The organism is Cupriavidus sp. USMAA2-4 (assembly GCF_001854305.1).
GTDB lineage: Bacteria > Pseudomonadota > Gammaproteobacteria > Burkholderiales > Burkholderiaceae > Cupriavidus > Cupriavidus malaysiensis.
Genome location: NZ_CP017748.1, coordinates 2,047,097 through 2,060,878 on the forward strand (window position 1 = coordinate 2,047,097; position 13,782 = coordinate 2,060,878).

12 protein-coding genes are annotated in these 13,782 nt (G+C 68.5%); 5 read left to right on the plus strand and 7 right to left on the minus strand.

All coding sequences use genetic code 11. The features are described from left to right. The first annotated feature begins 42 nt into the window (after positions 1-42). The 3 genes from BKK79_RS09000 to BKK79_RS09010 all read left to right on the plus strand — a co-directional run bounded on the left by BKK79_RS09000 (position 43) and on the right by BKK79_RS09010 (position 3,162). Positions 43-1,236, plus strand: coding sequence for a class I SAM-dependent rRNA methyltransferase (locus BKK79_RS09000; protein WP_071010853.1), 1,194 nt, complete (start codon positions 43-45; stop codon positions 1,234-1,236). 426 nt (positions 1,237-1,662) lie between these two features. After that, on the plus strand, positions 1,663-2,640 hold the full coding sequence (locus tag BKK79_RS09005) for an NAD(P)H-dependent flavin oxidoreductase (RefSeq protein ID WP_071037551.1): 978 nt from the start codon (positions 1,663-1,665) through the stop codon (positions 2,638-2,640). Between the two features lie 54 nt (positions 2,641-2,694). Then, the gene (locus BKK79_RS09010) at positions 2,695-3,162 is read left to right on the plus strand and encodes a YbaN family protein (RefSeq protein WP_084084619.1); all 468 of its coding nucleotides are present in this window, start codon (positions 2,695-2,697) and stop codon (positions 3,160-3,162) included. Here the strand turns inward: BKK79_RS09010 and BKK79_RS09015 are convergent. The 7 genes from BKK79_RS09015 to BKK79_RS09045 form a co-directional block, all read right to left on the minus strand. Next, positions 3,153-4,400 (minus strand): phenylacetate--CoA ligase family protein, encoded by a 1,248-nt coding sequence (locus tag BKK79_RS09015; protein ID WP_071010851.1) that lies wholly within the window; start codon positions 4,398-4,400, stop codon positions 3,153-3,155. The two genes, BKK79_RS09010 and BKK79_RS09015, sit on opposite strands and share 10 nt — an antisense overlap. A 199-nt stretch (positions 4,401-4,599) precedes the next feature. Next, entirely contained in the window at positions 4,600-5,415 is an 816-nt protein-coding gene (locus BKK79_RS09020) for an ABC transporter ATP-binding protein (RefSeq protein ID WP_071010850.1), read from the minus strand. Positions 5,416-5,516: 101 nt separating this feature from the next. Further along, on the minus strand, positions 5,517-6,866 hold the full coding sequence (locus BKK79_RS09025; protein ID WP_071010849.1) for an ABC transporter substrate-binding protein: 1,350 nt from the start codon (positions 6,864-6,866) through the stop codon (positions 5,517-5,519). A gap of 83 nt (positions 6,867-6,949) precedes the next feature. After that, a complete protein-coding gene (locus tag BKK79_RS09030; RefSeq protein WP_071037552.1) occupies positions 6,950-8,026 on the minus strand; it encodes a branched-chain amino acid ABC transporter permease in 1,077 nt (358 codons plus the stop codon). A 57-nt stretch (positions 8,027-8,083) separates the two neighbouring features. Then, positions 8,084-8,998, minus strand: coding sequence for a branched-chain amino acid ABC transporter permease (locus BKK79_RS09035; RefSeq protein WP_071010847.1), 915 nt, complete (start codon positions 8,996-8,998; stop codon positions 8,084-8,086). Between the two features lie 98 nt (positions 8,999-9,096). Then, positions 9,097-10,071 (minus strand): ABC transporter ATP-binding protein, encoded by a 975-nt coding sequence (locus BKK79_RS09040; RefSeq protein ID WP_071038478.1) that lies wholly within the window; start codon positions 10,069-10,071, stop codon positions 9,097-9,099. Between the two features lie 59 nt (positions 10,072-10,130). After that, entirely contained in the window at positions 10,131-12,104 is a 1,974-nt protein-coding gene (locus tag BKK79_RS09045; protein ID WP_071037553.1) for an AMP-dependent synthetase/ligase, read from the minus strand. A gap of 250 nt (positions 12,105-12,354) precedes the next feature. Between BKK79_RS09045 and BKK79_RS09050 the strand changes: the two genes are divergently transcribed. Both BKK79_RS09050 and eco read left to right on the plus strand, forming a co-directional pair. Next, positions 12,355-13,023: a Crp/Fnr family transcriptional regulator gene (locus tag BKK79_RS09050; RefSeq protein ID WP_071010845.1), complete on the plus strand. Its 669-nt coding sequence runs from the start codon at positions 12,355-12,357 to the stop codon at positions 13,021-13,023. A 131-nt stretch (positions 13,024-13,154) separates the two neighbouring features. Beyond that, positions 13,155-13,691, plus strand: coding sequence for a serine protease inhibitor ecotin (gene eco, locus BKK79_RS09055; RefSeq protein ID WP_071037554.1), 537 nt, complete (start codon positions 13,155-13,157; stop codon positions 13,689-13,691). Positions 13,692-13,782 lie beyond the last annotated feature (91 nt).

Here is a 13,782-nt window from a genome sequence, read left to right on the forward strand (position 1 = left end):
TGGGCCCGCATCCGCCGCGGCGCCAGCCCCCTTCCCGTTCCGATGAACATCGTCACCCTCAAGCCAGGCAAGGAAAAGTCCCTGCTGCGACGCCATCCGTGGGTCTACGCCACCGGCATCGCCTCCACCGAAGGCCGCTGCGAAGCTGGCACCACCGTCATCATCCGCGCGGCCGACGGCCGCTTCCTGGCCAAGGGTGCCTACAGCCCCTCGTCGCAGATCCGCGTGCGTGTCTGGACCTTCGACGAGAACGAGCCGGTCGACCACGCCATGTTCAAGCGCCGCATCGCCGCCGCCGTCGCCCATCGCCGGCAGTGGGTCAGCGATACCGACGCCGTGCGCCTGGTGTTCGGCGAGGCCGACCGCCTGCCGGGACTGATCGTCGACTACTACGGCAGCGGCGAGCGCGGCCAGCTCGTCTGCCAGTTCAACGCCGCCGGCGTCGAACAATGGAAGGACGCGCTGGTGCAGGCGCTGGTCAAGGAGACCGGCTGCCCCAACGTCTACGAGCGCTCCGACGCCGCCGTGCGCGAGCGCGAAGGACTGCCGCTGGTGACCGGCGTACTGGCCGGCGCCGAGCCCGATCCCGAGCTCGCCGTCACCGAGCACGGCGTGCGCTACTACGTCGACGTGCGCAATGGCCACAAGACCGGCTTCTACGTCGACCAGCGCGACAACCGCCGCCTGGTCGGCGACCTCGCGCAGGGCCGTGAAGTGCTGAACTGCTTCTGCTACACCGGCGGCTTCTCGCTGGCCGCGCTGCGCGGCGGCGCGACCGCCGTGACCTCGATCGACTCCTCGGGCGACGCGCTCAAGATCGCCGCGGGCAATGTCGCGCTGAACGGCTTCGACCCGGCGCGCGCCACCTGGATGGATGCCGACGTCTTCAAGTCCCTGCGCCAGTTCCGTGCCGAGGGCCGCCAGTTCGACCTGATCGTGCTGGACCCGCCCAAGTTCGCCCCGTCGTCCCAGCACATCGACCGCGCCGCGCGCGCCTACAAGGAAATCAACCTGGTCGGCATGCAGCTGCTGCGCCCGGGCGGCCTGCTGTTCACCTACTCCTGCTCCGGCGCGATCAGCATGGAGCTGTTCCAGAAGATCGTGGCCGGCGCCGCCACCGATGCGCGCGCCGACGCCCGCATCCTGCGCCGCCTGTCCGCCGGCACCGACCATCCGATGCTGGCCGCCTTCCCGGAAGGCGAATACCTGAAGGGACTGCTGCTGGAGAAGATGTAGGCGGCAATGCGCACGGCCCGCACCACGGCCGTGCCGCGCCTGCCGGGTGCCGCGCCCATCCTGTCGCCTGGATGTCACATTGCGCCGCTATATTGCGCATCGGGGAGTGCGGCATTGGCAGGTGTCCCTCCTTCTCTTCCTATCAGTCTTCGTGGTCATTGCCCCGCGGTATCGCGGGGCATTTTTTTTGTCCTTCTTCCGGTGCGGCAAGGTCCGCGCCGCGCCGGTTGTCTCCCCTCTCCCGCATGCGGGAGAGGGGCCGGGGAAGAGGAAGCCAAGACACTATGCTTGGCCGATGGGGTTGGCGTCTCCTGGTGGCTTCATCCAGCGCGGCGGGGGTTCGCGCCGCGCGGCCAAAACTCCCTATAATCGAACGACCGTTCATCTGCGTACGCGATGCGTGCGCCACGTAGTCCAGGAGACCCCATGCCCGCCGCCAAGCAAATCCCGCCGGCCCTGCAGAACCTTGCCTTGCCGGTCATCGCTTCGCCGATGTTCATCGTCAGCTATCCCGAGCTGGTGCTGGCGCAGTGCAAGGCCGGCATCGTCGGCTCCTTTCCCGCGCTGAATGCGCGTCCGGCCGAGTTGCTCGACGAGTGGCTGACGCAGATGCAGGAGGATCTTTCCGCCTTCCGCGCCGCCAACCCCGGCGCGCCGGTGGGCCCGATCGCGGTCAACCAGATCGTGCATGCTTCCAACGCGCGCCTGGAGCAGGATGTGCGCGTCTGCGTTGAGCACAAGGTACCCATCTTCATCACCTCGCTGCGCGCGCCGGTCAAGGAAATGATCGACGCCGTGCACAGCTACGGCGGCATCGTGCTGCACGACGTCATCAGCCTGCGCCACGCCGAGAAGGCCATCGAGGCCGGCGTGGACGGCCTGATCCTGGTGGCGGCGGGTGCCGGCGGCCATGCCGGCACGCTGTCGCCGTTCGCGCTGGTCGGCGAGGTGCGCCGCATCTTCGATGGCGTGATCGCACTGTCCGGCTCCATCGCCAGCGGGGACGCGGTGCTGGCCGCGCAGGCCATGGGTGCCGACTTCGCCTACGTGGGCACGCGCTTCATCGCTTCGCAGGAGGCGCATGCGAGCGAGCAGTACAAGCGCTCGATCACCGAGTCGGCCGCCGCCGACATCGTCTACACCAACCTCTTCACCGGCGTGCACGGCAACTACATCCGCGAGAGCATCGAGAACGCCGGGCTGGACCCGGAGGACCTGCCGGTGGCCGACAAGTCGAAGATGGATTTCTCCAGCGGCAGCTCGAAGGCGAAGGCGTGGAAGGACATCTGGGGCGCCGGCCAGGGCGTGGGACAGATCGCCGACATCCCCGCCGTCGGCGAGATCGTGGCACGCATGAAGCGCGAATACGATGCGGCCAAGGCGCGCCTGGGCATCGTGCGCTGACAGCGGGCGCGCCAGGAGCACCAGGAGCACACCACGGGTGCACACGAGGAGCACATGACGGACGGCGATCGCAGCCTGGACGGCGCCGCGGGCCTGCCCGCGGCGGCCGGACATCCATCGGGGGCGTCCCGCGCCGTGCGCGCGCTATGGGTGACGCTCGGCCTGCTCAGCCTCGCGCTCGGCGTGATCGGTATCTTCCTCCCGCTGCTGCCGACCACGCCTTTCGTGCTGCTGGCCGCCGGCTGCTTCGCGCGCGGTTCGGCGCGCTTCCACCGCTGGCTGCTGGCGCACCCGCGCTTCGGCCCGCTGGTGTACGACTGGCAGGTCCACCGCAGCATCCCGCGCCGCGCCAAGTGCCTGGCGCTGAGCATGATGTGGCTGTCGATGGGCACCACCGCCTGGCTGATGCGGGCGCGCCCTGCCGCCTCGCTGACCCTGATCGCCTGCGCCGCCGCGGTCAGCGTATGGATGCTGCGGCTGCCGACCCGGCCGGCCGACGGCAGCCGCGCGGATCAGTCGTAGCGGCGCGCATCCTCGATCAGCTTGCCGTCCTGCGGCAGGCTGCCGGCGGCAACGAAACGGACTTCGCCACGCAGGCGCGTGATGTCCCGCAGCGAAGCCGCGACCGCCTCGGCCAGCGCCGCGCCGGCCTCGCCTTCGCAGTGCAGCGTCATGGCGTCGTCGCCGACCGCGCCCGTCACCACCAGCCGCGCGGCACGCACCTCCGGATGGCGCCGCACGATCTCGGCCACCTGGCCGGGATGCACGAACATGCCCTTGACCTTGGCCGCCTGGTCGGCCCGACCGAGCCAGCCCTTGAGGCGGATGTTGGTACGGCCGCAGGCACTCGGCCGCCGCGCTGAATCGGGCACCACCGCCGACAGGTCGCCGGTGCCGAAGCGCACCAGCGGATAGTCGCCGTTGGCCAGCACCGTCACCACCACCTCGCCGGTCTCGCCCTCGGCCATCGGCCGCGTGCCGCCCGGCTCGACGATCTCCACCAGCACGCCCTCGTCGACCACCCAGCCGTCGGCACCTTCGCTCTCGTAGGCGATCAGGCCGACGTCGGCGGTGCCGTACATCTGCCGCACCTGGATGCCGCGCGCCGTGAACCAGCCGCGCAGCGACGGCGGCAGCGCCTCGCCCGAGACCAGCGCCTTGCGCAGGCCGGCGCACGGCTGCCCCAGTTCGTCGGCGCGCTCCAGCAGGATCTTCAGGAAGGACGGCGTGCCGGCGTAGGCCTGCGGCTGCAGCTCCGCCAGTGCCTGCACCTGCGACTCGGTCTGGCCCACGCCGGCCGGGAACACGCAGCAGCCGAGCCGGTGCGCGCCCGACTCCATCATCATGCCGGCCGGCGTGAAGTGATAGGAGAAGGTGTTGTAGACCAGGTCACCCGCGCGGAAGCCGGCGGCGAACATGGCCCGGCCCACGCGCCACCAGTCCTCGCCATGGCCATCCGGCTCATGGATCGGTCCCGGCGAGCGGTAGACATGGCGCAGCCGGCCCAGCGGCGTCGCGTTGAGGCCGCCAAGCGGTGACAGCGCCGCCTGGCGCGCGGCCAGGTCCGCCTTGCGTGTCACCGGCAATGCCGCCAGCGCTTCGCGCGACACCAGCGCACGCGCATCCACGCCGCGCAGCGCCTCGGCGAAATACGGCGCATGCGCCTGCGCATGCGCCACCTGGCGCGCCAAGGCCGCCAGCAGCTCCCGCTCGCGCAGCTCGGGGGCGCGCGTCTCCAGCGAATCGAAATGTTCAGCCATGATCGATAGGTCGGTGCAGAAAGAAAGCCCTTCCGCCGGCGCAGCCGGGCGGCATTGGGAAAACCGGATAGCGCTCGCGAGACGGGGGCAGGGATCGTAGCGAGCGGGTCGTGGCGGGTCCGAGAAGCGCAGCCGTACATCGGTACGGCGAGCATCGCAGGACCCGCCACGGCCCGCGCAGCAGATCCATGCCCCCGTCTCAGGCGAGCCAGCGTTTGCGGCGGCGGTAACTCTTCACATCCCGGAACGACGTCCGCTGCCCGCCGTCGGCGTCGTTGGCCGCCACGCCCAGGTAGAACTCCTTGACGTCCTCGTTGTCGCGCAACGCCTCGGCCGCGCCGTCCATCACCACGCGGCCGTTCTCCAGGATGTAGCCGTAGTCCGCGTGGCGCAGCGCCACCATGGTGTTCTGCTCGGCCAGCAGGAAGCTCACGCCCTCGCGCGTGTTGAGGTCGCGCACGATCTCGAAGATCTCCTCGACGATCTGCGGCGCCAGCCCCATCGACGGTTCGTCGAGCAGGATCATGTTGGGATTGGCCATCATGGCCCGCCCGATCGCGCACATCTGCTGCTCGCCGCCCGAGGTATAGCCCGCCTGCGACTTGCGCCGGGTCTTCAGGCGCGGGAAGTAGGCATAGATGCGTTCCAGCGCCTCGCGCGTCTGCGCGCGTGACAGCCCGCGCGTATAGGCGCCGGTGAGCAGGTTCTCCTCGATGCTCAGGTGGGCGAAGCAGTGGCGCCCCTCCATCACCTGGATCACGCCGCGCCGCACCAGTTCGTTGGGCGTGAGCTGGTCGACGCGCTGGCCGCGGAACTCGATCGTGCCCTTGGTGACGTCGCCGCGCTCGGCGCGCAACAGGTTGGAGATGGCCTTGAGCGTGGTGGTCTTGCCGGCGCCGTTGGCACCCAGCAAGGCGACGATCTTGCCCTCCGGCACCGCGAGCGAGACGCCCTTGAGCACCAGGATCACGTGGTCGTAGATGACTTCGATATTGTTGACGGACAGCAGGCTCATGATGCGGCTCGGAAGGTGCGGAAAGAAGCGACCAGGACAATGCCAAGCCGGGGCGCGACGGCGATGCGACGCCGCAGCGGCGCCACGCCCCGGGGCCCGGCTCAGGACTTGAGACAGGCCGGCTTCATGCCCTTCTCCTTGGCGTACTGCGCCGCGGTGGCCTTGAACAGCGGGTGGATCAGGTTCTTGTTGCCCTCGACCCAGTCGGACACGACTACCCACTTGCTGCCGTCCCACTGCTGGATCTTCACCTTGCCCGAGCCCTCGTGGTTCTCGCAGCTGGTCTTCAGCTCCGGCAGCAGGCCGGTGGCACCGAGCTGCTGCAGCCGGGCATTGCTCAGGTCGAGGTTCTCGAAGGCCCAGCGCATGTCCTCGCCGCTCATCACCTTGCCCTTGCCGAACTTGCCCTGCGCCACGCGGATCGCTTCCACGGTCACCACCGCGGCGGACACACCGCGGTTATAGAGCACGGACCCCACCTTGGCCTTGTCCTGCATATTGCCCTTGCCCGCACCGTACAGCACCTTCTCGATGTCGGCGATCAGCGGCACGTGCTTGCCGGCGACGTTCCAGGTCGCGCTCATATAGCCCTTGGCGGCCTCGCCCGCGGGCACCGTGTCCTCCTCGGAGCCGGCCCACCACGAGCCGATCATCTTGTCGCGCGGGAAGCCGACCTTCTGCGCCGCCTTCAGCGCGGTCTGGTTCATCACGCCCCAGCCCCAGAAGATCACGTAATCGGGATTCTCCTGGCGGATCTTCAGCCACTGCGCACCCTGCTCGTTGCCCGGATGCGCGACCGGGATCTCCACCAGGTTGAACTTGCCCAGCTTGGCCTCCGCCTGCAGCGCCACGATCGGCTCCTTGCCGTAGGCAGAATCGTGGTACAGGTAGACGATCTTCTTGCCGGCCAGCGAGCCGCCGTTCTTGGCGGTCAGGAACTTGACGATGGCCGATACCTGCATCTGGTACGTGGTCACCAGCGGGAAGGCATAGGGGAACACCGAGCCGTCCACCGCATCGGTGCGGCCGTAGCCCATCATCACCAGCGGCACCTTGTCGGCGGCGGTCTTGTCCACCAGCGCGTAGGAGATGCCGGTCGACATGGTGTGGTAGGCGGTGCCGCGGCTGACCGTGCTCTTGGACTTCAGGCGCTCGTAGCACTCGACGCCCTTGGCGTTGTTGTACTCGGTCTCGCACTCTTCCCAGCTCAGCTTGACGCCGTTGACGCCGCCCTCCTTCAGGTTGACATAGTTGAGATAGTCGATGAAGCCGCCATACCAGGACTGGCCGTTGGCGCCATAGGGGCCCACGCGGTAGCTCGGCAGCGCGACGAACTGCTCGCTGCCCTGCGCGGCGGCCGGCATGGCCGGCAGCAGCAGGGCGGCGGCGGCGCCGAGCGCCAGCGCCAGGGACCGCGCCTGGGACCGCGCATTGAGGATCGGTGATGTCATGACTGTCTCCTTGACCTTGTAGGCACTGCTAGTTGTTGTCTCGAGCGCGCCGCCGTCCGCCCGCGCGGCGGCGGCGCCCGGTTTCAATGCGGGAACGGCCACAGCCTCAGCTTCTCCTTGCCGATCTGCCACAGGCGCGCCAGCCCGTGCGGCTCGACGATCAGGAAGAAGATGATCAGTCCGCCGAACACCATCAGCTGCACGTGCGACACCGCGGCATTGGTGAAGGGCAGGTGCAGCAGCGCGGCCAGCGCCGGCAGCACGTTGTCGAGCAGGATCGGCAGCAGCAGGATGAAGGCGGCGCCGAGGAAGGAACCGAGGATGCTGCCCACGCCGCCGATGATGGTCATGAACAGGATGCGGAAGGACAGGTCCAGCGAAAAGCCGTCGGGCTCGACCGAGCCGAGGTAGCAGAAGGCATAGAGCGCCCCCGCCACGCCGCAGTAAAAGGAGCTGACGGCGAAGGCCAGCAGCTTGGTGCGCATCAGCGGGATGCCGATCACCTCGGCCGCCACGTCCATGTCGCGCACCGACATCCAGGCCCGCCCGGTGGCCGAGCGCACCAGGTTCTTGGCGGCCAGCGCCAGCACCGCGACGATGCCCAGCACGAACAGGTACTTGCGCACCGGCGTGTCGATCGGCAGGCCGAACAGGTCGAGGCGCTGGGCGGTGATCACGCCCGAGGAGCTGTTGTTGGAGAACCAGGGGAACTTGGTCAGCGCCCACACCACGAAGAACTGCGCGGCCAGCGTCGCCACCGCCAGGTAGAAGCCCTTGATGCGCAGCGAGGGCAGGCCGAACAGCACGCCCACCATGGCGGCCGAGAGGCCGGCCATCAGGAAGGTCAGCAGCACCGGCATGCCTTCCACGCGCAGCTGGAAGTTGTAGGCGGCGTAGGCCCCGACTGCCATGAAGGCGGCCGTGCCGAGCGACAGCTGGCCGGCATAGCCGGTCAGGATATTGAGGCCGAGCGCGGCCAGGCCGAAGATCAGGAAAGGGATCAGGATGGCCGAGAGCCAGTACTCGGTGGCCGTCAGCGGCACCGCCACGCACGCCAGCGCCATCAGCAGCGCGAAGCCGATGCGGTCCTGGCGGATGGGGAAGATCTGGCTGTCGGCGATATAGCTGGTCTTGAACTGGCCGGCTTCACGGTAGAACATGGATGTCTCCTCGACTGCGATGCGGTGCGTGGTAAGGCCTGGCGGTGAACGCCGGCGTCACACGCGGTCGATATGCTTTTCGCCGAACAGCCCCTCGGGCCGCACCAGCAGGAACAGCAGCGCGAACACATAGGGAAACCATCCCTCGATGCCGCCGAAGTTGCCGCCGAACACCGACTGGAACAGCGGCGGGATGTAGATCTCCGCCAGCTTCTCCGAGGCGCCGATGATCAGCCCGCCGACGATGGCGCCCGGCACCGAGGTGAAGCCACCGAGGATCAGCACCGGCAGGGCCTTGAGCGCGGTCAGCGTCAGCGCGAACTGCACGCCGTTGCGCGAGCCCCACAGCATGCCCGCCACCAGGGCGACAAAGCCGGCCACGCCCCACACCACGGCCCAGATATGCTGCAGCGGGATGCCCAGCGACAAGGCCGCCTGGTGGTCGTCCGCCACCGCGCGCAGCGCACGGCCGACCTTGGTGACCTGGAAGAACAGCGCCAGCGCCCCGACCAGCACGCCGGCGATGGCCGCCGCCGCCAGGTCGAACTTGGAGACGACGATATTGAAGCGGGTCAGGATGGCCTCGATGGGCTCGTCGACGATGCCCAGGTTGATCGGGCGCACCTCGTTGCCGAACAGCAGCGGCCCCAGTCCCTCGAGGAAGAAGGACAGGCCGATGGTGGCCATGAACAGCGTGATGGGCGGCTGGTTGACCAGCTTGCGCAGCACCAGGCGTTCGGTGCTGATGCCCACCACGATCATCACGGCGAAGGCGCCGATCACGGCCGCCCACATCGGCAGCCCCTTGTCCATCAGTCCGACCACCGCCAGCGCGGCGAAGTAGACCATCGCGCCCTGGGCGAAATTGAACACGCCAGACGCCTTGTAGATCAGCACGAAGCCCAGCGCCACCAGCGAGTACATCAGGCCGGACAGCAGGCCGCCGATCAGGATCTCGAAAAAGAAGTTCATGGGTTCCCTGTGCTTCCTGAATTCCCTGTATTCCCTGCATTCCCTGTATTGCCTGCATCCCCACGCCTGCGGCGCACGGCGCCGCGGGAAGCCGGCTCCTAGTGCGCCGCGCCCAGGTAGGCGCGGATCACCTCGGGGCTGGACTTGACCTCGCCGGGCGTGCCGTCGCCGATCTTCTTGCCGTAGTCGAGCACCACCACGCGGTCGGAGATGTCCATCACCACACCCATGTCGTGCTCGATCAGCACGATGGTGGTGCCGAACTGCCGGTTCACGTCGAGAATGAAGCGGCACATGTCCTGCTTCTCCTCCACGTTCATGCCCGCCATCGGCTCGTCGAGCAGCAGCAGCGAAGGCTCGGCCGCCAGCGCGCGCGCCAGTTCCACGCGCTTCTGCAGGCCGTAGGGCAGCCGCCCCACCGGCGTCTTGCGGATGGCCTGGATCTCGAGGAAGTCGATCACCTCCTCGACCTTGTGCCGGTGCTCCATCTCCTCGCGCCGCGCCGGCCCCCACCACAGCGCATTGGCCAGCAGGCCGCTGCGCACGCGCGTGTTGCGCCCGGTCATGATGTTGTCCAGCACCGTCATGCCCTTGAACAGCGCGATGTTCTGGAAGGTGCGCGCGATGCCCTGGCGCGCCGCCGCGGTCGGGTGCATGCGGCGGCGCTCTTCGCCGCGGAACACGATGCGGCCCTGCTGCGGGTGGTAGACACCGTTGATGACGTTGAGCATCGAACTCTTGCCGGCACCGTTGGGGCCGATGATGGCGCGGATCTCGTGCTCGCGTACATCGAAGGAAATGTCGGTCAGCGCCTTGACGCCGCCGAACGACAGCGAGATGTGCTGCAGGTCCAGCAGCACCTGTGCCGCGCCGTGCGGGCGTGGCTCGCCGTGTCCGGCCGCACCGCCTGCCAGCCCCGCGGCGGCGTCCGCGGCCGGCGCGTCGCCGGCGGCATCCGCGCCACCGGCCGCACCGCCGCCGGCGCCGAGCGCGCCGCGCGCCGCACCGCGCCATTCGGGCGGGCCGTCGGCCTGCCGTGTCATCCCTTGGCCCTGCCAAGCCATCCGGTCCATGCTCGCGCTCCCGCTCGTGCCGTCCATGCCATTGATGCGATTGATGCCATTCATGGCGTTCATGCCGCCCGTGCCGCCGCCCGCCCGGCACCGGCCGGGAAGCGCTGCACATCCACCAGCTTCAGCGTGGCCGACACGCTGCCCTCGCGCCCGTCCTCGAACTTGACGCGCGTCTCGATGAACTGCTCGCCGTGCCCTGCGTACAACGCCTCGATCAGCACCGCGTATTTCTCGGCGATGAAGCCGCGCCGTACCTTGCGCGTGCGCGTCAGCTCGTCATCGTCCGGATCCAGTTCCTTGTGCAGGACCAGGAAGCGTGCGATCTGCGAGCCGGCCAGCATGGGATCGCCGGCCAGGTCTGCGTTCACCTGCGCCACGCACTCGGCGAGCATGGCGATCACCTCCGGCTGGCCCGCCAGGTCGATGTAGCCGGCATACGGCAGGTGGCGGCGCTCGGCCCAGTTGCCGACCGCTTCGAAGTCGATGTTGAGGAAGGCGCAGACGCGGTCGCGCCCGCCGCCGAAGGCCACCGCTTCCTTGATGTAGGGGAAGAACTTCAGCTTGTTCTCGATGTACTTGGGCGCGAACATGGCGCCGTCCGCCAGCTTGCCGACGTCCTTGGCGCGGTCGATGATCTTCAGGTGGCCGTCGGCGTCGATCACACCCGCATCGCCGGTGAGGAAATAGCCCTCGTCGTTGATGGCCTCGCGCGTGGCCTCGGGGCGCTTGTAGTACTCCTTGAGCAGCCCCACGCCGCGCACCAGCACCTCGCCGTTGTCGGCAATGCGGATCTCCATGCCGGGCGCGGCGCGGCCTACCGAATCGAACTTGACCTCGCCGTCCGGCTGCAGGCAGACGTAGGCGCAGGTCTCGGTCTGGCCGTAGAACTGCTTCAGGTTGACGCCGATCGAGCGGTAGAAGCGGAACAGGTCGGGACCGATCGCCTCGCCCGCGGTATAGCCGACGCGGATGCGGCTCATGCCGAGCACATTGCGCAGCGGTCCGTAGATCAGCAGTTCGCCCAGCGCATAGCGCGCGCGCTCGGCCAGCGGCACGGGCCGTCCGTCGAGGATATCGGTGCCGCAGCGGCGCGCCACCCCCATCGCCCAGTGGAAGAGCTTGCGCTTGATCCAGCCGGCGTCCTCCATGCGGATCATCACCTGGGTCAGCAACCCCTCGTAGATACGCGGCGGCGCGAAGTAGTAGGTCGGGCCGATCTCGCGCAGGTCGGTCATCACCGTCTCGCGCGACTCCGGGCAGTTGACCGTGAAGCCGGCCACCAGGGCCTGCGCGTAGGAGAACAGGTTGTCGCCGACCCAGGCCATGGGCAGGTAGGACAGCACGTCGTCGGCGGCGCTCAGGCCGTCGAAGCCGCAGCCGTTGCGCGCCGCGCCGATCAGGCCCCGGTGCGCATGGCAGACGCCCTTGGGCTTGCCGGTGGTACCGGACGTATAGAGGATGATCGCCGTATCCTCAGGCGAGCCGGCCTGCACGGCGCCCTCGAAGAAGCCCGGATGGGCGCGGTCGTAGTCGCGGCCGATCTCCAGCAGCCGCTCATAGGACAGCAGCGAGGGATGGTCGTAGTCACGCAGGCCGCGCGGGTCCTCGTAGATCACGTGGCGCACCGTGCCGCCCTTCTGCGCGAGCTGTTCCTCGAGCTCCAGCAGCTTGTCGACCTGCTCCTGGTCCTCCACCACGGCGAAGGTGATTTCGGCATCCTCGAGCACGTAGGCCATCTCGGCGGCCACGGCGTCCTGGTAGAGCGGCACCGGCACGCCGCCGAGCGCCTGCGCGGCGGTCATGGCCCAGTACAGGCGCGGGCGGTTGTCGCCCACCACCGCGAGATTCATGCCGCGCGCAAAGCCGAGCGCGGCCAGCCCGCAGGCCAGCGCGCGCACCTGCTGCGCCGCCTGCTCCCAGCTGAAGGTCTGCCAGATGCCGAGGTCCTTTTCGCGGTAAGCCGGGTGTGCCGGCCGCTGCTGGGCGTGCGCCAGCAGCAGGCGCGGAAAGGTCGTCGCCGACGATTCCTGCATCGCTGTCTCCTGTCCCTCCGGGGCGGGATGCCGCCACGGCTGTCATGTCCCTGACCGATCGTTATACTTGGGCGGTTTGGCTGCGGCGCTGTGTTGCCGCAGCGCATCACGCCCCGCTTGCCCTGCCGCGCTTTGTGCTGGCGGCGGCCTGTGCGGTTCCGTTGTGGTCGTAAGATAGTCGATGCCGATTCGACCGGTTGTCACGCCGGTGACAATTCCGGGTTAATCCCTACGGGAGTGCTTGCAGGCCATGCTCAACGATTTCGTAGACCGCTGCGTGTGGGCAGCCGGACTCAGCGATGCGCAGCGCGAACGCGTGCGGCGCGCCGTCTTCGTCAATGAATACAGCCAGGGCGACTACGTCTGCCATAAGGGCGACGTCGCCGAGCACTGGCTCGGCGTGCTGGACGGCATCGTCAAGATCACCACCGTGTCGCCCTCGGGCAAGTCCGTCACCTTCACCGGCGTGCCCACCGGCGGCTGGTTCGGCGAAGGCGCGGTGCTCAAGTCGGAGATCCGCAAGTACGACGTGATGGCACTGCGCGCGTCGCGCATCGCCTTCATGCCGCAGGAGACCTTCCAGTGGCTGCTCGACACCAGCCTGCCCTTCTCGCGTTTCCTGCTGACCCAGCTCAATGAGCGGCTGGGGCAGTTCATTGCCGCGGTGGAGTACGAGCGCCTGCTCGACATCGACTCGCGCGTGGCGCGTGCCGTGTCCTCGCTGTTGAACGAGCAGCTTTATCCGGGCATCGGCACGCGCATCGAGATTTCGCAGGAGGAGATCGGCCTGCTGGCAGGCATCTCGCGCCAGCGCGCCAACCAGGCCCTGAAGGTGCTGGAACAGCAGGGCCTGGTGCGCGTGGATTACGGCATGGTGGAGGTCATCGATCTGGACGGCCTGCGGCAGTACGGCGAATAAATAGCGGGCGTCGCGGGCGTCGGCACCGACGGCGCGGACGCGCCTGCGCCGAATCGTCAACGATCGCAACGGCATCGGAACCGGAAGCCGCCCGCCACATCGAACCCATAGACCATGAATGGAGCCAAGGCATGAAATCGAACCACGCTATCCGACTCCCGCGCTGGCAGGCATGGACCGCCTGCGCCGTGCTGGCCATGGCGAGCGGCGCCGCTGCCGCCGCGGATGCCGCCTCGCAGCCGGCCGCGCATCAGGTGACGGCCGACAGCATCAAGATGTTCCCGGCCGCGCAGGCAGGGCAGAAGCGCTTCGTGATCGCTCTGCCGGCCGACCCGTCCGAGGCGGACCTGCGCGTCGAGCTGATGATCGGCAAGACGCTGCGCGTGGACTGCAACCAGCACTGGTTCGGCGGCAGCCTGCGCGAGGAAACCGTGCAGGGCTGGGGCTACACCTACTACCGGCTGGACGAGGCCAAGGGGCCGGCGGCCACCATGCGTGCCTGCCCCGGCCAGGAAGACCGCGACGCCTTCGTGCAGGTGCGCGGCGACACCCAGCTGCTGCGCTACAACAGCCGCCTGCCGCTGGTGGTCTATGTGCCGGACGGCTTCGAGGTGCGCTACCGCCTGTGGCGCGCCTCGAACGAGGTGGCCTGGGCCGCGGCGCAGTAGCAATCGCGTGGCCGCGGGCGCGCCGCGCACGACAGCCATCCATCCCGAAGACAAACGGCCGCGGGATCGCTCCCGCGGCCGTTCTGCATGG